Genomic DNA, 21,296 nt, shown 5'->3' on the forward strand with positions numbered 1-21,296 from the left:
AGCATTGCTGAGACTGGTAAACGTTACAATTTTACAGGTTCCGACTTTTCGATTGCTGCACCCTGGACTGAGGTCTGCTTTTGTTTTCCGGCATTCAATGACAGTCGTACACCATCCACTTCGATCACATTGACCTCAAGTGCCACTCGCAAACGAGGCCCGGATCCAATAGTTCGGCCGGAACGCCCCTCAGAAACTCCCGCAGGTGGTGACAGAGTCATACGGACTCGCGGGATTCCGGGATACTGCAGAGTCAGGTCTGTCTGATAATCTGTTCGCCGACCATCGGTTGTATCCAGTTTAAATTCAGCAATAACATCGCCGGCTGTTTGACGAAATTCTGCGCTGACAGATTGTGCTCCCGCGAGAGCGATTTGGGGATGGGAATCCTGAAGCTTCCACCCTGCCGCAGCTCGCAGGACGACCACTGCACCACGAATTCCAGGTCGGTATTCGGCCTTCAGGCTCGAAACGAGTCGATTCGATGCGGGACCGGGCAGGTCATCGCTGCCCAGCAGTCGAGCGCACAGCAACAAACCTGGAATCGGAACTGCTGAGACAACACGTCGGTCCTGCAACAGTTTTGCCAGCCGAATTCGGTCTCCGGAGTGATAGTACAATGAGACGAGGGCAATCGTACTTTGGGAGGTTTCCAATTGATCATCCAGATTGCACAGAATCAAATCTTCCGCCGCGCGATGCTGAGCATGCCGTCCCAGAACCCAGGCAGACACCAGATTTGCTTCCCAGTTTCGAATGGAATGTTCAGAAATTTTCAATGCCAGCCGGGGTGCTTCAGGTTCGCCACGGACTTCCTGAATGAGGGCCATGTTTGCCAGACTCCCGGCAAGCATGTCGTCCTGCCGAAAATGTCCGTTACCGATTTCTATCAGTCGACGGTAGGTTTGCACGGCCTCAGCCAGGCGGCCTGTTGACTGCAGAGTCCGAGCTACGTAGTACCAGTACGGAGGGTAACACGTCATAAAACGTTCCAGACGCTGGAGCATTCGCAGCCTTCGATCTTTGTCAGGTTCTCTTAAGACGGTCGCCAGCTGATCTAAATCCTGGTCGCGTACCAGCCAGCTGTCAGGAATGTTGTTACTGCGGCTGAGCTTCCAGAAGCTGTTGAGGAACGTCGACGAATGCGTCATCACCGAATTTAACTTCATACGGTTGATCTTCCAGATGTCCGCGTCGCGGCGCACTTCCTGGTTCCGGTAGTCCCACCAGCTATTCGCACCGGTTTGAATCACATTACCAATCTGACCCGTTGCCAGCTGGGCGCCAATAACGACGAAGCTGGCACCCAGCTGACGCTGGGTACCTTGTCGGAACTGTTCCGCGATAATTCGGCGGTCCCGTTCACTGACCTCAATCTGACTGATTTCATCGAGTACTGTACGATACAGGGTGATCACTTCTGAATCGGCGATTTTACTCAGATTGAGGTTGTTCAGAATCCGTCGCTGTTCCTCAATAAACACACTCTTATTCGGATTTCGGCGAATACGGTGGAGGGCTGCACGACAGTAGTTCAATGTGACTGCCGTCTGACGGCGAGTGACTTCTATATCGACGGAATCATCCTCTGAGAAACCAGAGGCGCAGAAAAAACAAACCACGAAGACTGCTGTGATTCGGATGTTCATAGTTTTTCAGACTGAATCGAAGACTCAGGCCTGTTCAGCAAAACACTTCGTGCGGCTGACGGATTCCTGCGGACGACAGGAATTTACCTGGAAGACGAGACAGTCGTCGATATACGCTCCTCCTGAACATGGCCGACGACAGACACCTCATCATCTTTCCCTGTCCCGTCCAGGAAACAAGGGTCAGAATTGAACTCAGTGGAATTGCGGACGGATCAAGGATTCCGAATCGTGCTGGGTAGCCACGTGAAGCGGCGATGACTGCCGAACAAATTACGATTTGGCAGAATCGTCCGACTGTCACGATTACTCATTTCCTTTGACAATCTGCTGACAGGGAATTCTTTGAATGCAGTTGTCGTCTCCGGTCTCTTAATGTTGGCCGGTCAGTTTACAGCGTAAGCAGGTACAGCCGTTCCTTTTGAAAAATGCCGAATAGCAGAGTAGTCGCTGCAGCACTGTTCCCGCCGGGTATTTTCGTAAACGCTGCCGTTAAGCTGCTTCGTCGCCTGCTGCGTCCAGATCGATCAATCGTGGTACAGCCAGACGCAATCCGACAACCGTGCCGAAGCTGCGTTTCAGCCCCGCGAAATCGTGTCGCAGGTATTCCGGGAAACGATCCCGCGGCAATTCTGCTAAATACTCTTTTGCGTATGCTGCCATCTGCCGGTCATAACCGGCCTGACTGCTGCTGTGTATGTAGCAGGACCCGGAAAATCGCCGAATGTCTCCGTCAAAAGCCGAGCTGATGTGATAAAGCTCATGAAAGACAGTTACGAGCTTTTCATTGAATGGCAGATTTAGGAATCGAGGCAGATAAAAAGTCAGGATGTAAAGCATCTCTTCACCATCCTGGTACAGCCGCTGCGCACCCCAGCGTCGGCCGTCGCGGGTACACGTCATTGCCCCGCCTTCAAATCTCATGGGAGTGAGTTTTGCCTGAATGCCCCATTCGACCGGCGATCTGGTCTGGGCATAGGTAACGGCAACGCGGGACATGTCAATGTGACGAAAAACCGGATGAACCTGGCAGATATCCTCACATAGCCGACGGAGCGCAGTGCAAATGTCAAAACACCGTCGATTCATCCTGCAGCCACTCCCTCATCACGTCAGGTCGCGGCTCCACATTAAGCTGTCAATTCCAAATCAACAAGCCGAATTCAGTTTGAGAGCCCCGGACGGAGGCCTAACAGACTGCATAATTCAGGGTGACAGACCTCAATAAGCCGAGTTTTGACGTTGGCAGCTGATTAGTCTCCAACACGTTTTCCGGCAGACGTTCTCACAATATTCCTGCCAAATGTCTTTGCTGTGAAGAAATTTGCCACAGGATCAAGATTAACTCTGTTCCTCACCGCTCTCCTGTCCGCCGGAACGGTCATTGTCTGCTGAAACTTCGGTTTGATTTGCTGTATCGGTTGTTACGTCTTCAGTGACAACCGGTGCGGTGCGACGTCGTGAGCGAACACGATCTCGTTCACCAACAAACTCTATCAGTGCCCGTTGTCCGGCATCACCCAGTCGAACCTTTGCCAGTCGGACAATACGGGTGTAACCACCAGGCCGCTCCTCAAATCTCTCGGCCAGTTCATCAAACAACACATCGACAGCTTCGGTGTCTCGAAGAATTGAAAAAGCCCGACGACGCAAAGCAACTGCCGGAGCGATCGTGTCTGCCCACTGTTGCCACTGTTCAGACTGTCGCCACGCTCGCCACTCGTCTGTGTTCCGACCAGCTTTTGTTTGATATTCCGCAGCAGCTTCTTCATGGGCGACGGCCCTGCGAGCAAGCGTAACAAGTTTTTCGACGAATGGTCGAAGCTCTTTCGCTTTGGCGACCGTTGTCACGATACGACCAGGTACGCGAGGACGCTGCGGGTCATCCTCGTCTACTCGAATCGACCGAATCAGACTGGTCGCCATGTTTCTAAACATGGCTTTCCGGTGAGATGCGTTACGCCCCAGTTTTCTGCCGCGCACTCGATGTCGCATGGCAATATTCTCCAGAACAGGCTGACATAGTGTTGGCCTGCTAAATAACAAGTCAATGGATTAAATTGACCAAAGGTAATCTTTTCCCCTGCCGTTTTGCCGGGACATTACCGTGCCGATCAATCACGCGGTTGGTTGCTGATTCGGCAAACGCATTCCAAGTCGCAGGTCAATTTCCTCGAGTCGTTCACGAACTTCATCGAGGGTTGTTTCACCGAAGTTGCGAACCTGCAACAGTTCATCTTCCGGCCGCTGAACCAGATCGCGTACGGTATTGATACCAACGGATTCCAAGCAGTTGGTCGCCCGAACCGACAGATTGAGTTCGGCCAGACTTTTGTTTAGTTTTTCTTCGAGTTCCATGTCCACCGGCGAATACCCGGTCGCTTCCATCATCCCCCGCAAACCTCCTTCCGGAGCTGACTCTGGTCCTGGTTCGCGATAGGTTATGAAACAGTTTAGGTGTTTACGAAGAATTTTTGCGGCTTCAACGAGTGCCATCGATGGAGACACAGTGCCGTTTGTCCAGATCTCCAGACTCAACTTGTCATAATTCGTACGTTGGCCCACACGTGTGTCTTCAATATGATGGCGAACCCGAGTGATTGGCGAGAATGACGCATCAAGCGGAATCACGCCGACTTCCGGATCATTCAGGTAATGTTCCGCGGCAGGGACGAATCCCCGTCCGTTTTCCACTGTCATTTCCAAATGCAACGGGACGTCATCCGTCATTGTGGCAATGACCAGATCTTTGTTGATGACTTCCACCTGGTCGTCACAGATCACGTCAGCCCCTGTCACAACTCCTCGGGTGCTTTTCTCAATTCGCAGCGTTTTTACTGAAGCACTATAGTTTTTAACAACCAGAGACTTCAGGTTCAGGCAAATGTCAGTCACATCTTCCACCACTCCGGGAAGTGTGGTGAATTCGTGCTGAACACCCTGCAAACGCACTTTGGTAACTGCTGCCCCTTCGAGACTTGACAGCAAAATCCGCCGCAGGCTGTTACCCACCGTGGCACCAAATCCTCGCTCAAACGGTTCCGCACTGAATTTTCCGTAGCATGACGTTAATGTGTCAGTGTCAGGTGCTACTCGGCTGGGCAATTCCAGACCACGCCATCGAATTCGCATAATTTTTCTCCCCTGTAAAGCTCGTCACACGCAAATCAAAACGACTGCCGGACAGTTTCGTTCAGACACGGCGTTTCTTCGGAGGACGGCAGCCATTGTGCGGCAGAGGTGTAATATCTTCGATTGACCGAATCGAAATACCGGATGACTGAAGACCGGTGATCGCACTTTCGCGACCTGAACCGGGACCCTTAACACGAACTTCAATCTCTCGCATACCCATTTTTGCGGCGCGCTCTGCAACTGTTTCAGCGGCACGCTGAGCTGCAAAAGGAGTGCTTTTCCGACTTCCTTTGAAGCCGACTGTCCCCGCCGTCGCCCAGCAAACAACGTCACCGTTAGTATCGGTCATAGTGACGATCGTATTGTTAAAGGTTGCCTTGATGTAGGCGATTCCTCGCGTCACATTACGACGCGTTTTTTTTCTGGTTCTGACTTTTGCCACGATGCAATCTCAATCTCGTGATTCGATGAAAAACCGAAACTCCCCCCGGATCAGTGTTTCAGATCCTTGACGCCCTTTTTGCCAGCAACTGTTTTCTTTCTTCCTTTGCGAGTTCTTGCATTGGTTTTGGTTCGCTGACCGCGTACCGGCAGGCCTCGACGATGTCGAAGGCCGCGATAACACTGAATTTCCCGCAGCCGACCAATGTCCTGCTGAACCTTTCGGCGCAGCGGACCTTCCACCGTGTAGTCCTTGTCAAGGTGGTTTGTGATGCGGCTTACTTCATCTTCCGACAGTGCACCGGCGCGCGTCTGCGGATCCACTCCCAGTTCATAGCAGATTTTAACCGCCATCACGCGACCTACCCCGTAAAGATAGGTTAACGCAATCCAAGTTGGTTTATTGTTGGGGACATCGACCCCCAGCAAACGAGGCATATCACGGCTCCGAAAATTCTCGACTCAGGACTTTAACCCTGTCGTTGTTTGTGTCGAGGATTGGCTGTACAGATGACGTACGTTCTTCCACGACGACGGACTGTTTTGCAATGTTCACAAATTCGCTTAACGCTTGATCGTACTTTCATCATCTGACTCCTGTTGATACCTGTGCGCCGGGAAGTCGGACGACAGCGTGAACAATAGTTTGTTTCCACTTGTTGTTGGTAAATCAGGCCTAAGTCTACGCTTGAATTTTCAACCTGAGACACGATTGACCGAATGCGCCTTTCAACTGTTATCTCTGTTTGTCAATCGTCCGTATCCAGTAAGCCCGGGTAGTTTCGCATAATCAAATGTGAGTCAATCTTCTGTACCAGATCCAGTGCAACTGACACGATAATCAGCAGGCCGGTCCCGCCAAAGAACTGAGCCGCTCGAAAATCACCATTTGTTAAGGTGGTTGAAATGATTGTTGGAATCACGGCGATGATCGCCAAAAACGCCGCTCCCGCATAAGTAACACGTGTCATCACCTGTTCCAAATGGGCCGCAGTCCGTGTACCAGGCCGATAGCCTAATATAAAGCTGCCCATATCCTTCAGATTATCCGACATGTCCTTTGGATTGAAAGTAATCGCAGTCCAGAAGTAACAGAAGAAGTAGATCATGATGATATAGCTTACGTTGTACACGAAACCCTGCCCTGGCTGGAACGCATCAGCAATCGTATTCATCACAACACTGTCGGGCCAAACCTGCGCTAACTGACCCAACACAAAAAACGGGAGCAGCAGCAGACTCGATGCAAAAATGATAGGCATGACTCCAGCCTGGTTGACTCGTAAAGGCAACCATTGCCGCTGTCCACCCATCACCTTCCGACCACGCACGTGTCGAGCGCTTTGAATTGGGATCTTACGCTGTCCCTGGGTAATGAATATCACGCAGACAATGACCCCAACAAAAACCAAACCCATTACAAGGAGTTTTTCGATTCCCTGTTCCGTGCCGATTTGAACTCCTCCAGTCCGGATTTTTTGAATCCACTCTCCGGCTACCGACGGCATCTGAGCCAGAATACCTGCCATGATCAGCAGACTAATTCCGTTTCCAATACCGTATGTATCAATTTGTTCACCGATCCACATAAGGAACACAGTCCCGCATGTCATCACGATAGCGCCCAAAAGGAACCATGCGGTACTGTTGTATTCCTGCAGGACCATCGGCTCGCCACCAGTCAGTGTACCGCCGGCGAGCGCCTTGATAATAAAGAAACTTTGCAGCAGACAGATTACCACTGTCGCGTACCGTGTATATTCATTAATTCGACGGCGCCCCGATTCCCCTTCTTTCTGCAACTGTTCCAGTGGCGGATAAACCGTTCCCAGCAGCTGAAAAACAATCGATGCTGTGATATACGGCATGATGCCCAGACCAAACAGTGAACCGTTTGTCAGGCTTGACGCCGAAAACAAAGACATCATTTGCAGGACACCCTGAAGTCCGTCCTGACCGGCATTTTCCAGTGTTTTGCGAATCCCCTCGTGATTAATAAAGGGCAACGTAATATGGAACCCAAGCCGATAGATTCCGAGTAGACCTATGGTCAACAGAATCTTTCGCCAAAGCTCAGGTACTCGCCAGATTGCCGCGAGCCGTGAAAACATAATGGGGTGTCTCCGAAATCCCGATCCGTCAGTTTTCCGGGTTCAAACGTTCCGTTGCCGAAATCCGTTCAAACCTTCCTCCGGCGGCGACAATCAAAGCCTCCGCGCTTTGTGAAAAACGGTGAGCCCTCACCGTCAGTTTTTTGGTCAGCTGTCCGTCACCCAACACTTTCAGAACATCGAACTGACTCGGTATTATCCCACGCGCCACAAGCGATTCGGCAGTGACTTCTGAACCGTCTTCGAATGTCTTGTCCAGCTGTCCAACATTGACAATAACCACTCTATCAGCAAATGCGCGATTATTAAAACCACGTTTCGCCACACGACGAAACAGCGGCATCTGTCCACCTTCGAATCCACGGCGACGCCGAGACCCGGAACGGCTGAAATAACCTTTGTGACCACGACCGGACGTCTTTCCGTGTCCTGATCCGGTTCCTCGACCGATCCGCTTTCGCTTTCGGTATTTTTGAATCCCTGTATGCACATCGTTCAAAATCATGACAGCGACACTCCGCGCAAACGAGCAACATCTTCTTTTGTTCGCAACTGACCCAAAGCGTCAAACGTCGCCTTTACCAGGTTCAACGGATTCGTTGAACCAAAACTCTTGGTCAAAATATCAGTCACGCCGGCTGCCTCCAGAACCGCGCGAACACAGGCTCCGGCAATCACACCGGTTCCCGGTCGGGCAGGAAGCAGCAGAACACGTGATGCTCGAAAACGACCGACGACCTGATGGGGTACGGTTGTCTGTACCAGCGGAATTTTTCGTTGAGACCGATTGGACGCTTTCGTTGCTTTTTCGACAGCCAGCGGTACTTCCACCGCTTTCCCGTATCCGTAGCCGACTCGACCGTTCCGATCACCGGTAACGACGAGTGCAGCAAAGCTGAATCGACGTCCTCCCTTAACCACACATGCACAGCGTCGAATCTGAACGACTGTCTCTGCTGATTCGTTTCGTGTTTCAACTACCGACACTATTCACCTCTGTTTCCACTGTGAACCGACATCGCCACGGACCTGCTGAATATCGCTTGCTGTCAAAATTTGAGTCCGGCTTTACGCGCGGCGTCGGCCAGTGCAGCAACCCGACCGTGATACCTAAAAGGACCTCGATCCAGTACGACTTCAGAAATCCCTTTCTCCTGAGCTCGTTCAGCAATCAATTGACCCACTTTTGATGCAAAGCTCCGATCTGCCGCTACTTTCCCGGGACCGGCCACAACCGTTTCTACGGTGCTGGCCGCCACTACTGTATGACCTGTGCCGTCGTCAATCACCTGAGCATAAATATGCCGGTTGCTGCGGAATACAGAAAGCCGCATTCGTCCATGTGCATCACGACGGACTCGATTTCGTACACGAAACCCACGCCGAACCGTACGTTTGATCAATTGTTTTTCAAACTTCATTGTTCCACAACCAGCTGATTGTTCAGAAACGAAACTCAACGACTCTGATGCAGCCTTTATGCTGACCTGCAAGGAACGACTGACTGCACCAGTACGGCTAAGTCCACAGTCTAATGCTCCTAATGCGACACGATCGCAATCAACTTCGAGTTATCGATTCCTGGTCCATCGGGAATCCGACGGACGATTTAGGTACTCACACAATTGGTTAAAATCGCGACGAAAAAACTCTGATTTAGATTAAAAAAACTGCACCGCTACTTGGAGCCAAAGGCTTTACCGGCTTTGCGGCGGACCTGTTCGTTTTCATAGCGAACTCCCTTACCCTTGTACGGCTCAGGGGGACGAACAGCCCGAACCTCTGCGGCAAACTGTCCTGCGGCCTGTTTATCACAGCTTCTGACAATAACCGACGTTTGACTTGGCACATCAACGGTGACCAGCGGAGGAACCTCCAGCACTACGGTATTCGCAAAACCAACCTGCAGTGACAGTTTCCTGCCCTGAAGGCTGGCATTGTAGCCAACACCGACCACGGTAAGTCTTCGCTCGAACAGCTGCACAACCCCCGTGACCATGTTCTGAATCAGACTTCGAGTCAGTCCATGCAGGGCACGGCTTTCGCGAGTGTCATCCGGACGTGTCACGGCGACAACTTTACCGTCGTTTTCCACGTTGATGGACATGCTGGAGTGAGCAGACAGCGTCAGCTCACCCTTGGGACCTTTCACCGCGACATCCGATCCGGTTACTGTGACCTGCACGCCGTCCGGTACATCAATTGGTTTCTTACCGATTCGCGACATTACATCATCAACCGTTTGAACAGACTAACGCGGCACTGCCGCAATCAAATACCAGCTGACACCCGGACAATCCGGCCAGCTGTTCCGAGTATCCCGTTTTTACGCCAACAAATTTCTGATACAGAAAACCCGAAATTCTTACCACAACTGACACAACAGTTCGCCGCCCACGCCCTGCTGGCGAGCTTCTCGATTACTCAGCAGCCCTTTGGGAGTCGATAGCACTGAAATTCCGGTTCCCTGTCGGACGTCCTTCAATTCACTCACTCCGACATACACACGTCGTCCTGGCTTACTCAATCGTTCGATATGTTCGATTAAATGTTCGCCATTTGGTCCGTATTTCAAATTGACCCGAAGTGTGGAGACCGGTTCTCCTTCCACTACTTCCGAATCCCAAACGTAGCCTTCGCGATGCAACACTGCCGCCAGATGCATTTTCATCTTGGACAGTGGCATCTCGACGAACGGTCGTTCCACACGAACCGCATTACGGATCCTGGTAAGAAAATCAGCTATGGGATCGGTCATCATTGAAGTATCACCATCTCAACAGCATGTGTCGCCATCAACGACTACCAGCTGGCCTTTTTGGCACCCGGAACTAAGCCGTCCAGACACAGACTGCGAAAACAGATTCGGCAGACCTTAAATTTTCTGTAGACGGCTCGAGGCCTTCCACACATTACACACCGGCGCTCAATTCGGGATCCATACTTCGGAGTCCGCTTGGCTTTTTCAATTTTTGCCTTGCTGGCCATAACTCAATCTTCTGCTAACTATCCAGACTCTTAAACGGCATACCAAATGCCTTCAACAAAAGACGACCTTCGTCATCAGTAGGTGCCGATGTGACCATTGTAATATTCATGCCTTGCGGCTGTCCCACCGTTTCCGGATCAATTTCCGGGAACACCAACTGCTCTGATAAACCACAATTGTAGTTTCCTCGTCCATCAAACGAACGGGGGTTCAAACCACGAAAGTCGCGAACTCGAGGCAACGCCAAAGTTATCAGACGTTCAAGAAATTCATACATTCGTTTTCCGCGCAGTGTCACACGGCAACCGATTGGCATCCCTTGACGGAGGCGAAACGCAGAGATTGACTTTTTGGCCCGACACACCTGAGCCTTTTGTCCCGACAACTGAGTTAGATGTCCCAGTGCCGAATCCAGGCGTTTCCGATCCTGAATTGCTTCACCCACGCCCATGCTGATCACGATCTTTTCAAGTCGTGGAACGGCATGAGTATTCTTTCGGCCAAGCTCTGTCCCCAGCTCACCGACAATCCGTGTTTTATATTCTTCGAGCAGACGAGTCATTGTTTACCAACTCACTACCGAACAGCTGATACCGAATCGAATTCTGGTCAGACGACTTCACTGGCCAGACTGATAATCTTCATATAGTTTCGTTCACGCAATTCTCGTGCAACCGCCCCAAAAATTCGAGTACCGCGTGGATTTCCGTCATTATCTACTAATACAACCGCGTTGCGATCAAAACGGACATAACTTCCGTCATCACGTCGACTTGCTTTACGACATCGCACCACCACACCGCGAACAACAGACCCGGATTTGACAGCACTCCCGGGCAGACTCTTTTGCACACTCAGTACCACAATATCACCCAAACCTGCATATCGCCGCCGGGTTCCACCCAAAACCTTGATGCAGCGTACGAGCTTTGCGCCGGAATTGTCTGCCACATCCAGTACTGTCTGCATCTGAATCATGGAAATCACCTCACTGCCGAACCACCCCGGTCCTGCAGTCTCGTTCATTCAGTTGACGCACTGAAGGACACTGTCAGTTGACCGAACCCAGCTCTGCGCCTCACCTGGGACTAATTCAAATTTCTTTTCCGGCTTAGGACAGATTGAGCTAACTCAATTGTCACTACCGGAATCCTGTTGTATTTCAAGAGCCGCAGCCGCATCTACTTCGCTGGCCGCCACCGCAGCATCACTTGCCGCCTGAATAACCCTCACCAGCTGCCAACGCTTCGTCTTTGAAACCGGTGGCGATTCCACAATTTCCACCAGATCACCGATGCGCGCCGAATTCTTGGGATCGTGGACCTGACATCCGAGTCGTGACCGCACGATTTTACCGTACTTCCTATGACGGAATCGACGCTCAATGTCGACGCGCAACGTCTTATCACGTTTGTCGCTCGTTACAGTGCCACGCAGAACTCTTTTCATCGCCAACAGGTGCTTTACAAATAAAACCAACAAAACTACTGGCCAGCGACGTCGCCGGTCAGTTCACGTTCCCGCTGAATTGTCTTGATTCGGGCAACCGTCTGCCGAAGCTTACGTATGTTACTCGGTGAATCATTTCTTTCTGTTGCCGACTGAAACCGAATACGAAAAAGTGACTGCTGAGCTTCACGCAGTTCGTGCCCCATTTGCTCATCAGACATCTCTCGCAACACATTTGCCGTCGCCATGTCCCTTACCTTTCAACCAGTTGACAGCCTACTGAAGATCCGGACGACGTCCCAACAATCGAACTTTAACGGGTAGTTTATGTGCCACCCGATTGAAACACTCCCGTGCTGCCTCACGGGAGACTCCCTTCAATTCAAACAATACCGTTCCAGGTTTCACCACAGCCACCCAACGATCGGGTTCCCCTTTTCCCTTTCCCATCCGGGTTTCCAAAGGTCGAGAGGTCACCGATTTCTGGGGAAAAATTCGAATATAAACTTTGCCGACTCCGCGCACATACTGAGTAGCAGCAATACGACAAGCTTCAATTGTCTGAGCCGTAACGTGACCCGGGTCCAGTGACTGGAGGCCAAATTCACCAAAGACAACTGTATTCCCGCGTGTTGCGTTACCTCTTATACGTCCTCTTTGGGCCTTTCGATGCTTGACCCGTTTTGGCATTAGTGCCATCTGCTGATTCCTCGTCCGAATAATCACCCAGGTCAATCCAGACCTTTACGCCAATGATTCCCTGGGAAGTTTTTGCAGCCGTAAAACCGTAATCGATATGCCGACGAAGTGTTGACAATGGAATCGAGCCTCGACTGGCTTTTTCTTTTCGCGACATCTCAGCACCGCCCAGACGTCCCGACATTTCGATTTTTACTCCATGTACACCGGAACTCATCACCTCGTCCAGTGTTTTCTTAATTGCTCTCCGAAAACTGCCGCGTTTGGATAACTGTTGAGCAACCTTATCGGCAACCAGCTTGGCATCCCGGTTTGGATTCGAGATCTCAACGATTTTCAGATCCATGCGGCGACCTGTCAGATCCTCCAACTCACCCTTAAGTCGATCAATTTCCTGTCCCTTGCGACCAATAATGACACCCGGACGCGCTGTGAAGAGGTGAATGACGACCTGATCACGAGTCCTTTCAATTTCAACCCGGGCAATTTCTGCGAACTGATATTTCGTGGCAACAAAACGACGGATCTTGAGGTCTTCTGCCAGAAGGTCACCGAACTCTTTCTTTGGCGCATACCACCGACTTCGCCAGTTTTCCATCACGCCGACGCGAAATCCGGTAGGCCTGACCTTTTGTCCCATTACTCAACCTTCTTCCTGCCAACAGGTGAACTCACTTAGCCAAGTTCCGGTGCATCAACACCAACATGAATATGTGCCGTTCGTCGACGAATCGTAAAAGCCATTCCGCGAGCTCGGGGGCGGATTCGTTTCATCATTGGACCACCATCAACCCGACATTCAAGAATTTTCAATCGATCCGCACTACGAACTCCACGGTCTTCCGCGTTGGCCACAGCACTTTTGAGAACCTGTTCCAGATATCGCGCGCCACGATTTGGTACAAACCTCAGCGCCTGTAACCCCTGTTCTGCTGTCATACCACGAACCAGATCCGCAAATGGACGGACCTTGGTGGCCGAAATACGAGCATGACGATGAATTGCTTTTACCAGAGCCATGATTACTTTTTACCTCGGGCACCATGACCGCGAAATGTTCGTGTTGCTGAAAATTCACCCAGTTTGTGGCCGACCATATCCTCGGTTACATAAACACTCAGGTGAGCCCGTCCGTTGTGAACCAAAAAAGTATGCCCAACAAAATCCGGGGAAATCGTACAGCTTCGAGCCCACGTTTTCAGCGGTTCTTTACGACCATCTTCATTCAGCTTTTCCACCTTACGGAGAAGCTTTGCATCAATATACGGACCTTTTTTTAGTGAACGTGCCATTTTCAGCCGCCTTGTGAACCTGGCAGAATCGATGATCTGTCAGGCTTCGAGTATCCCATTAATACCGTCAAACCTTAACTTCCCCGTATCGACGCGACCGCCGGCGGCGAACAATCGCTTTTGAAGAGGCTTTTCCCTTCTTACGAGTTCGCCCACCCTTAGCCGGCTTTCCGGAAGGACTGCACGGATGCCTCCCACCGGAATTGCGACCTTCACCACCACCCATTGGATGCGCAACTGGATTCATCGCTGTACCACGTACATGTGGTCTTCGACCTAGCCACCGTTTCCGACCAGCCTTGCCAAGCACGATACTACTGTGTTCGGAATTGCCGACTTCACCAATTGTCGCCCGACAGGCGTTTGGAACGCGGCGCACTTCTCCACTTGGCAGCGTTACCTGAGCCCATCGTCCTTCGCGGGCGTTTAAGACGGCGGACGCCCCGGCACTTCGGCACATCTGACCGCCTCGACCGGGCTGCATTTCAATGTTGTGAACCACTGTTCCCAATGGTATCGACGAAAGTGGAGCACAGTTACCAACACTTGGTTCGACAGCTTCACCACTTTCAATTACTGCTCCGGCGACCAAACCGTTCGGTGCCAGAATATAACTTTTCTCTCCGTCCTGGTATTCAATCAGTGCGATTCTGCACGTGCGATTTGGATCATACTCAATATGAGTAACCGTTCCCGGAATACCATCCTTCTTTCTCTTAAAATCAATCACGCGGTACAAACGCTTATGACCGCCACCACGGTGACGTACTGTAATCTTTCCCTGATTGTTACGACCACCATTTTTTGTGGCCCGCTTAGTCAATGACTTCTCAGGGCGTTTTTTGCGATCCGTAATGTCCGCGAAGTCACTCACGGATGCACCGCGACGACCTGGGGTAACCGGCTTGTATTGACGAATTCCCATCACAACTACCCTGAGACAACTGGTGGAATATGCACGCTGAGGCCAAAAGCAACTGGGTACAAACCAACAGAGTGACTAAAAGAAGGCAATCCGATCCTCAACGTGCAGCTTGACAACTGCTTTTTTCCAGCTCCGCGTCCGTCCCACTGCCGTGCGGTGACGACGAGGTTTTCCCTTACGATTTTGAGTCCGCACTTCCCCCACGCGAACATCCCATAACTGTTCAACCGCACGCTTAATGTCGTGTTTGGTCGCGAATGGATGGACCTCGAAACTGTAAGCGTTCAGCCGCTCCGACGCATGCATTCCCTTTTCCGTCACCAGTGGCCGTTTAATAACCTGGTGAGGATCAAGTTGAAATTTTAATGGTTTTTGATCTGCCATAATTCCAGTGCCTTGGTCAAGCCGTTACTGAGGACGATCGACCGAGCAGCTTATCCATTGCTGCCACCGTAACAACAAGATTCCGATGGCGCAACAAATCCCAAGCGTTCAGGTCAGCCGCAGGCAACACGCGAACACCCTGAATGTTACGAGCGGAACGCCACAGGTTGGAGTCCGGGCCGTCTGTTGCCAGCAGCACCGAAGCACCCGCGACTCCCAAAGACTTCAGTGACTGTGCCACAATTTTTGTCTTTGGTTCACTACAGTCCCACTGTGACAACATGATCGCCTGGTCATCGTGAAATTTACTCAACAATGCCATCTTTGTTGCCAGTTGCAGCGACTTACGAGGCAGCCGGTAATTGTAATTTCGCGGTTTTTTTGCGAAAGCATGACCCCCACCCCGACGGATCGGACTTCGGACACTGCCGACGCGAGCCCGTCCAGTACCCTTTTGGCGAAAGAGCTTTTTAGTGCTGCCTTTTACCATGCCCCGAGACTTAGTTCGGACTGTGCCAATACGACGATTCGCCTCGTACATCACGACCGCATCATGAAGCAACTGCCGGCTGACCCCCGCGGCTAAATTGGCAGGGTCAAATTCGTATGTGCCCGATTCAACGCCGGTCATATCTCGAATTGAAACCGAAATCATGTCAGTACCCACAATTACCCGCGGTTCTTTGCAGAATGACGCAGCACAACAAAACCACCGGCAGGACCCGGCACAGCTCCACAAACCAAAATTACGTTGTTTTCACTATCCACACGAACGATCCTCAGGTTACGGACCGAAACACTGGAACCGCCGTATCGCCCGGCCATCCTGGTTCCTTTTATGACTCGTGCCGGATCTGCACTCTGACCAATTGACCCGGGGTGTCGATGGACTCGCTTGACACCATGAGTGGCACGCTGACCAGCGAAGTTGTGCCGTTTCATCACCCCAGCGTAGCCACGACCGCGAGAATCCGCAATCACGTTGACCCACTTCCATTCGGCCAGATCTGCGGCAGTCAGTACCTGACCTACCTCCAGACCGTGCTCTCCGGTTTCACAACGGAACTCTCGCGAAAACCGTCGAGGCTCGCAACCGGCCTTTGATACAGCCTGTTGACCCGCTGCCTGACGAGCCTGCTGACGACGACCGCCGATATCAGCCACCTGACCACGTTCCGCTCGACTGGCAAGACGACGAGGCTTCTCACCGAAACCCAACTGAACCGCGTGATAACCATCACGGTCAATCGTGCGTACCTGAGTCACAATACACGGGCCCGCCTCAAGGACGGTAACCGGAACAATCGTTCCGTCCTCTTGATAGACCTGCGTCATTCCGATTTTTTGACCAAGCAGACCGACTGGCATAGCATCCACCGGCGCGACATACGAAAAAATTGTAGAAGACACCCTCTGACTACACACTGAGCGCAGTGAAGAGAACCGAGAAGACCCTGCACCAATCCAAAACCAATTTAGGCTCCGACTGTTGCCTTAATCTTAATGTCAACCCCGGCAGGCAGAGACAGCTTGTTCAAAGCGTCAATTGTCTTTCCAGTAGGTTGGCAAATATCAATTAACCGTTTGTGGGTCCTAATCTCAAACTGCTCTCGCGACTTCTTATCAATGTGCGGACTTCGTAACACCGTATACCTCTCAATACGAGTCGGTAACGGTATCGGCCCATGCACAATCGCCCCTGTTCGTTTCGCAGTATCTACGATATCTGCAGCAGACTGATCCAGGACCGAATGGTCATAGGCCTCCATCCGAATCCGAATACTTTCTCCGCCAGCACGAGCCACCGCAAACCACCTTGAGCAAAGAAGTTACGCAAATTGAAGCACCACCCAAAATCGGGGAATCGCACATGTTAGGTGCGTGGTGGAAATCTGTCAACGATTCGTGTCGGAGAATCAACCGGAATCATGAATTCCCATCAACAGGACGTTATCCCATGACTCCCTCAGGGGCCTCAGCGTAACGGCAAGGCTCCATCGAAAATGATGCGCGGCCCTGGGAGAGACTGCGAACTTGGGTTGAATAGCCGAACATCCTGATCAGTGGAGCTTCGGCTTTCAGGACACACAGATCAGCTCTTCTTTCTGAATTCACGATGAGTGCGCGTCGCGCATTCAGATCTGACTGGATATTGCCCACAAACTCTTCCGGTGTGACGACTTCGACCTGCATGATTGGTTCGAACAGAACCAGGTTGCCTTCCTGCAACAGGCGATTGAATGCCTGCCGGGCTGCTGAGCGGATCGCGGGTTCTGTTGACTCGGTTTGCCGATATTCAACCTGCGTAACCGTCATCCGCAGGCCCATAATCGGGTTCCCGTAGACACCTCCACCACGCCCCTGTTCTCTCAACTCATCCTGCAGGACGTCCAGTAACGGCTGTGGCATCACATCAGATGAGAGCCGATGAGTCACGGTTACCGATTCTTCCTGACCCTCCACATCTTCTGCAGTCAGTGAGACACCAAAAAACAAATTTGACGCCGGTGTTGCAGCACTGAATTCCGTAGAGACAGAAACCGCCGCCTTCAGTCGCTCCCGATAACTCACACGAGGCTTATGAACACGCACTTTGAGGTTAAAGTCGCGTTTCAGTCGGTGCACGACGACCTCGATATGCAATTCACCCATTCCACTGATAATGGTCTGGCCGGTCTCTGGATCCACAGAAACCCGAAATGTCGGATCCTGGCGTTCCAGACGTTCGAGTGTCTGTACCAGTTTCTTTCGATCTCCGCCGGATTCCGGTTCCACGGCCACAGAGATCACTGTTTCCGGGAACCGAATCTGTTCAAACTGGACCGGTTTTTTCGGATCAGCGAGCGTGTCTCCGGTTGCGGTCTCCCTGGGACCGACGATGCCGCATATATCTCCAGCCGATACCTGCGCTACGTCTTCGCGAGAATCCGACTGGATATGACACAGCTTTGTAACCAACTCTTTCTTTCCGGTTCGAGGATTCAACAGTCGTGAATGTCCCTTAAGGGTGCCCGAGTATACGCGAGCAAAATAGAGGTCGCTGTGGACATCTGACTGGATTTTGAAGACAAGAACAGCTGTCGGTTCGGCTGGATCTGCCCTGCGTTCCACAAGACTGCCCTTTGACTTCTGACCTGCGTCGACACCCTGAACGGCCGGACGATCGAGCGGACACGGCAGGAGATCGACAATGTTGTCCAGTAGCGGCTGAACGCCAATGTAATCCAGCGAGGACCCGCAAAACACAGGATGGAAGCGACCTTCGATCACCCCCTTCCGAAGTACGCGTGTCACGAGTTCTCGTGGAGCATCTTCCGTCTCCATCCAGCATTCCATGAGTTCATCATCCGTGTCCGACAGCGTATCAAATAACTCGGAACGGCGAATTTGAGCTTCATCCTGTAAATCATCCGGGATTTCTTCCTGTCGGAATTTGGCACCGCGAGATTGCAGATCCCAGTACAATGCTTTCATCGAAAGTAAATCGATGATTCCACGGAATCCGTCCGGATTCGTGGCAGGACCTTCTCCAACAGGTATCTGTATGGGTAACGGTGTGGCTCTCAGACGTGACTTCATGGCATCCAGGACTGAAGTGAAACTAGCCCCAATTCGATCCATCTTATTGATGTAGCACAGACGAGGTACCGAGTAGCTGTTGGCCTGACGCCACACCGTCTCACTTTGAGCTTCAACACCTTCTACTGCACTGAAAATCACGACAGCCCCGTCCAGGACTCTCAGACTGCGTTCTACTTCAGCCGTGAAATCAACATGACCGGGAGTATCGATGATGTTGATAATCCGGTCTTTCCACTGACATGTCACTGCCGCGGAGTAAATCGTGATTCCCCGCTGAGCCTCTTCCGGATCAAAATCTGTCTGAGTTGTTCCGTCATCGACATTCCCCATACGGTGGGAGGCGCCGGTGTAGTACAGGATACGCTCAGTGGTGGTTGTTTTTCCGGCATCAATGTGGGCAATGATGCCAATGTTTCGCAGAGATTCGATCGAGCGGACCATGGAACAGAGACCTTCAGGATTCAGAGTTCTATCACAGACGCGGGGTAACTATGACGAGAAAGATTCAACCGGATCGCGGAACTCATAAATTTGCTGTCGCTCTCTGAATGTCTGAATGATTGTCACCAGGGATTACTCGTTTGTAATTTGTGCAGGTTCATTATTCATTCCGACACCCGCGTGCGCCCGGTGAACTCTTTCATAAGAATTCGAAGTACAGCTGCGTATTCAAGCAGTTCGCTGCCGGATGTGCAGTCCTTATCGGTAGCCGAGGCTTTTTGCGCCAACTGTGTCAGTTTGGCTGTGTCCAGTTCCCAGTTTTTGTCGGCTGCTGCCATGCTCAGCTCATCGTGAGCCTGCGTCTGTAAATCAAGGAATGCCGCACCCAGTTCCGCGGACTCCCGACGATAGGGAGAGAATTCAACAGGCTCGCGAACCCCCAGACGTGCCGGTTCTGCCGTACGATTCACACCATTGGCTTGAGCAGTTGTCGATTTTCGAATCGACATGCTCAACTGAAAAAATCCCAGAATGAGCGCACCACAAACAAGAATAAGTCCAGGACTTTGGTGTTGATTTATTAACAGAACCAGTCCGGTAAACGCCAGTACACCAGCCAGTACAGTCACATGCCGAGATCGCTTTGTCTGGCGCTCCGTCTGTATCTGTCTGGTCATTGGAACAGCATCGTCCTCTGTTTCGGTGACCTGAACCGTATGTGATTCGACGGTTGGTGCCGTGATTGGCGGGTACTCGTCGACGACAGCGATTACCACCGTTGTGTTATCCGAACCTCCTCGACAGTTTGCGAGATCAATCAACAGGCGTGATGCCTCACCTGCCGGTAACACATCGACGATCGCGCCAATCTCAGAATCTGTTACATGTCCGGTCAGTCCATCGGAACACAGGACAAATCGGTCGCCGGTACGGACATCAAAGGGGCCTTCAATATCAATTTCCACGTTCCTGTCAGGACCAAGACAACGAGTAATTACGTTACGCGGATGCAGTAATTCGGAACTTTCTGCGGTTGCGCGGCCCTGGCGTATCATTTCCCACTGCAGGCTGTGATCGAATGTAAGCTGTTCGATCACAGCGTCGCGAATACGGTAAACCCGGCTGTCACCCACATGTCCGATCCAGGCTCCACTGCCGGATAGAGACAACGTGCTGCACGTTGTCCCCATGTCAGCAAATTCAGGGTTCTCTCGAGCCTTGTCCCCAATAGCGCGCTTTGCGGCATCGAATGCTTCTTTGAGTCGTCCGGAAGGGGTTTCGGCATCCGACTTTGTGAACGCCAGCGGGAGAGTCTCAACAGTTATGCTACTGGCCAGATCTCCAACAGAATGACCGCCCATTCCGTCAGCCACCACAAACAAATGACCCATTTCAGCCCATTCGGAATATTCCTTGCACAAGCGTACGGCCAGCGAGTCCTGATTAGCGGAACGCCGCATTCCCACATCGGTGAGCGATGCGTACTGCACCACTGGCTGGGCCGTCATGTCGTTGTATCCCAACATTGCGGCTGTTGCCGCAATCACACCATCGATTCGCGTGCAGCTAACGCTGCCACCACAGCAAACAGCCCTTTCCAGTCGACCTGAGGGACTGCAGGGCCAGCACATCGTCTCAACCCTCCGGCAATGGCTCCGAAGTCAGTGTAATCCAGGTCCGGTACAACGCAACCCGTTCAGTAAATCAGGACGATTATCAGGGTTAAAGAGAAAACCGCTGTTGCCGGAATCATCTTTAGCCGTTTTCAGGCGGCAACATTCTACAGACCGTGAGTTGCTTCGCTGCGGAGAGAATCAGCGCGTCGGACAACATCTTTTGATGAATCCCGTCTTCGTGGCTGCATACCGATTTGAACCTGACGGTGGTCCTGAATCTGTGTCCCTGCAAAGTTATCACTCAGGAATTCGAAAGGAAATCGTTGATACCAGGGTGCGTCGAACCTGATGAGTCGGGTTTGAGTTTCGTACCCATCCTTGAGCAGTTGGATACGTCGTTCTCCGTACCATGTGTAGTCAAACGAAGTGGGTGTATATCCGATCACTTTGCCGTCGACTTTTGCAAGGGCCCCCGGAGGATCGGAATGGATGGTCACTCGGCGATGAACGCACCCCGACAGCAGCATGAGCAACAGAACAGGAAGAAATAATCTTGGCAACATCGGAGGGGATCCGTGGCGAC

30 protein-coding genes are annotated in these 21,296 nt (G+C 51.7%); all 30 read right to left on the reverse strand.

Annotated features, from left to right (window positions below; translation table 11 throughout):
* Positions 1-23 precede the first annotated feature (23 nt).
* A complete protein-coding gene (locus MK110_17880) occupies positions 24-1,649 on the reverse strand; it encodes a hypothetical protein (protein MCH2213179.1) in 1,626 nt (541 codons plus the stop codon).
* A 492-nt stretch (positions 1,650-2,141) separates the two neighbouring features.
* Complete coding sequence (locus tag MK110_17885; protein MCH2213180.1) at positions 2,142-2,738, reverse strand: hypothetical protein; 597 nt, start codon at positions 2,736-2,738, stop codon at positions 2,142-2,144.
* A 252-nt stretch (positions 2,739-2,990) separates the two neighbouring features.
* On the reverse strand, positions 2,991-3,644 hold the full coding sequence (locus MK110_17890) for a 50S ribosomal protein L17 (protein ID MCH2213181.1): 654 nt from the start codon (positions 3,642-3,644) through the stop codon (positions 2,991-2,993).
* 123 nt (positions 3,645-3,767) lie between these two features.
* On the reverse strand, positions 3,768-4,781 hold the full coding sequence (locus MK110_17895) for a DNA-directed RNA polymerase subunit alpha (protein MCH2213182.1): 1,014 nt from the start codon (positions 4,779-4,781) through the stop codon (positions 3,768-3,770).
* 61 nt (positions 4,782-4,842) lie between these two features.
* Complete coding sequence (gene rpsK, locus MK110_17900) at positions 4,843-5,226, reverse strand: 30S ribosomal protein S11 (GenBank protein MCH2213183.1); 384 nt, start codon at positions 5,224-5,226, stop codon at positions 4,843-4,845.
* Between the two features lie 50 nt (positions 5,227-5,276).
* A complete protein-coding gene (gene rpsM, locus MK110_17905; protein MCH2213184.1) occupies positions 5,277-5,663 on the reverse strand; it encodes a 30S ribosomal protein S13 in 387 nt (128 codons plus the stop codon).
* Between the two features lie 32 nt (positions 5,664-5,695).
* Entirely contained in the window at positions 5,696-5,812 is a 117-nt protein-coding gene (gene rpmJ, locus MK110_17910) for a 50S ribosomal protein L36 (protein MCH2213185.1), read from the reverse strand.
* Between the two features lie 162 nt (positions 5,813-5,974).
* Complete coding sequence (secY, locus tag MK110_17915) at positions 5,975-7,336, reverse strand: preprotein translocase subunit SecY (protein ID MCH2213186.1); 1,362 nt, start codon at positions 7,334-7,336, stop codon at positions 5,975-5,977.
* Positions 7,337-7,364: 28 nt separating this feature from the next.
* A complete protein-coding gene (rplO, locus tag MK110_17920) occupies positions 7,365-7,841 on the reverse strand; it encodes a 50S ribosomal protein L15 (GenBank protein MCH2213187.1) in 477 nt (158 codons plus the stop codon).
* Entirely contained in the window at positions 7,838-8,323 is a 486-nt protein-coding gene (gene rpsE / locus MK110_17925; GenBank protein MCH2213188.1) for a 30S ribosomal protein S5, read from the reverse strand. The genes rplO and rpsE overlap by 4 nt, the downstream gene beginning before the upstream one ends.
* A 62-nt stretch (positions 8,324-8,385) precedes the next feature.
* The gene (gene rplR / locus MK110_17930) at positions 8,386-8,757 is read right to left on the reverse strand and encodes a 50S ribosomal protein L18 (GenBank protein MCH2213189.1); all 372 of its coding nucleotides are present in this window, start codon (positions 8,755-8,757) and stop codon (positions 8,386-8,388) included.
* Positions 8,758-9,014: 257 nt separating this feature from the next.
* A complete protein-coding gene (rplF, locus tag MK110_17935; protein MCH2213190.1) occupies positions 9,015-9,563 on the reverse strand; it encodes a 50S ribosomal protein L6 in 549 nt (182 codons plus the stop codon).
* Positions 9,564-9,701: 138 nt separating this feature from the next.
* Positions 9,702-10,097 (reverse strand): 30S ribosomal protein S8, encoded by a 396-nt coding sequence (gene rpsH / locus MK110_17940; protein ID MCH2213191.1) that lies wholly within the window; start codon positions 10,095-10,097, stop codon positions 9,702-9,704.
* A gap of 41 nt (positions 10,098-10,138) precedes the next feature.
* Positions 10,139-10,324 (reverse strand): type Z 30S ribosomal protein S14, encoded by a 186-nt coding sequence (locus MK110_17945; protein MCH2213192.1) that lies wholly within the window; start codon positions 10,322-10,324, stop codon positions 10,139-10,141.
* Between the two features lie 14 nt (positions 10,325-10,338).
* Positions 10,339-10,887 (reverse strand): 50S ribosomal protein L5, encoded by a 549-nt coding sequence (rplE, locus tag MK110_17950; protein MCH2213193.1) that lies wholly within the window; start codon positions 10,885-10,887, stop codon positions 10,339-10,341.
* Positions 10,888-10,934: 47 nt separating this feature from the next.
* Positions 10,935-11,303 carry a 50S ribosomal protein L14 gene (gene rplN / locus MK110_17955; protein ID MCH2213194.1) on the reverse strand — a complete coding sequence of 123 codons (369 nt, stop codon included), beginning with the start codon at positions 11,301-11,303 and terminating at the stop codon, positions 10,935-10,937.
* Positions 11,304-11,456: 153 nt separating this feature from the next.
* A complete protein-coding gene (gene rpsQ, locus MK110_17960; GenBank protein MCH2213195.1) occupies positions 11,457-11,774 on the reverse strand; it encodes a 30S ribosomal protein S17 in 318 nt (105 codons plus the stop codon).
* 35 nt (positions 11,775-11,809) lie between these two features.
* On the reverse strand, positions 11,810-12,022 hold the full coding sequence (gene rpmC / locus MK110_17965) for a 50S ribosomal protein L29 (GenBank protein MCH2213196.1): 213 nt from the start codon (positions 12,020-12,022) through the stop codon (positions 11,810-11,812).
* Between the two features lie 28 nt (positions 12,023-12,050).
* Complete coding sequence (gene rplP / locus MK110_17970; GenBank protein ID MCH2213197.1) at positions 12,051-12,473, reverse strand: 50S ribosomal protein L16; 423 nt, start codon at positions 12,471-12,473, stop codon at positions 12,051-12,053.
* A complete protein-coding gene (rpsC, locus tag MK110_17975) occupies positions 12,412-13,113 on the reverse strand; it encodes a 30S ribosomal protein S3 (protein MCH2213198.1) in 702 nt (233 codons plus the stop codon). The genes rplP and rpsC overlap by 62 nt, the downstream gene beginning before the upstream one ends.
* 35 nt (positions 13,114-13,148) lie before the next feature.
* Complete coding sequence (gene rplV, locus MK110_17980; GenBank protein MCH2213199.1) at positions 13,149-13,493, reverse strand: 50S ribosomal protein L22; 345 nt, start codon at positions 13,491-13,493, stop codon at positions 13,149-13,151.
* Positions 13,494-13,495: 2 nt separating this feature from the next.
* Positions 13,496-13,765: a 30S ribosomal protein S19 gene (gene rpsS / locus MK110_17985; GenBank protein ID MCH2213200.1), complete on the reverse strand. Its 270-nt coding sequence runs from the start codon at positions 13,763-13,765 to the stop codon at positions 13,496-13,498.
* Positions 13,766-13,832: 67 nt separating this feature from the next.
* Positions 13,833-14,690, reverse strand: a complete 858-nt coding sequence (gene rplB, locus MK110_17990; GenBank protein ID MCH2213201.1) for a 50S ribosomal protein L2 — start codon at positions 14,688-14,690, stop codon at positions 13,833-13,835.
* Positions 14,691-14,765: 75 nt separating this feature from the next.
* Entirely contained in the window at positions 14,766-15,074 is a 309-nt protein-coding gene (gene rplW, locus MK110_17995; protein MCH2213202.1) for a 50S ribosomal protein L23, read from the reverse strand.
* Positions 15,075-15,090: 16 nt separating this feature from the next.
* The gene (rplD, locus tag MK110_18000; GenBank protein ID MCH2213203.1) at positions 15,091-15,729 is read right to left on the reverse strand and encodes a 50S ribosomal protein L4; all 639 of its coding nucleotides are present in this window, start codon (positions 15,727-15,729) and stop codon (positions 15,091-15,093) included.
* Between the two features lie 14 nt (positions 15,730-15,743).
* Positions 15,744-16,442: a 50S ribosomal protein L3 gene (gene rplC / locus MK110_18005; GenBank protein ID MCH2213204.1), complete on the reverse strand. Its 699-nt coding sequence runs from the start codon at positions 16,440-16,442 to the stop codon at positions 15,744-15,746.
* A 107-nt stretch (positions 16,443-16,549) separates the two neighbouring features.
* Positions 16,550-16,843 (reverse strand): 30S ribosomal protein S10, encoded by a 294-nt coding sequence (rpsJ, locus tag MK110_18010; GenBank protein ID MCH2213205.1) that lies wholly within the window; start codon positions 16,841-16,843, stop codon positions 16,550-16,552.
* 181 nt (positions 16,844-17,024) lie between these two features.
* On the reverse strand, positions 17,025-19,097 hold the full coding sequence (gene fusA / locus MK110_18015) for an elongation factor G (GenBank protein MCH2213206.1): 2,073 nt from the start codon (positions 19,095-19,097) through the stop codon (positions 17,025-17,027).
* Between the two features lie 164 nt (positions 19,098-19,261).
* Positions 19,262-20,728 carry a protein phosphatase 2C domain-containing protein gene (locus MK110_18020; protein ID MCH2213207.1) on the reverse strand — a complete coding sequence of 489 codons (1,467 nt, stop codon included), beginning with the start codon at positions 20,726-20,728 and terminating at the stop codon, positions 19,262-19,264.
* A 149-nt stretch (positions 20,729-20,877) separates the two neighbouring features.
* Positions 20,878-21,276 carry a PEGA domain-containing protein gene (locus MK110_18025; protein ID MCH2213208.1) on the reverse strand — a complete coding sequence of 133 codons (399 nt, stop codon included), beginning with the start codon at positions 21,274-21,276 and terminating at the stop codon, positions 20,878-20,880.
* Positions 21,277-21,296: the final 20 nt, after the last annotated feature.

It is taken from the genome of Fuerstiella sp. (assembly GCA_022447225.1).
Taxonomy (GTDB): Bacteria; Planctomycetota; Planctomycetia; order Planctomycetales; family Planctomycetaceae; genus S139-18.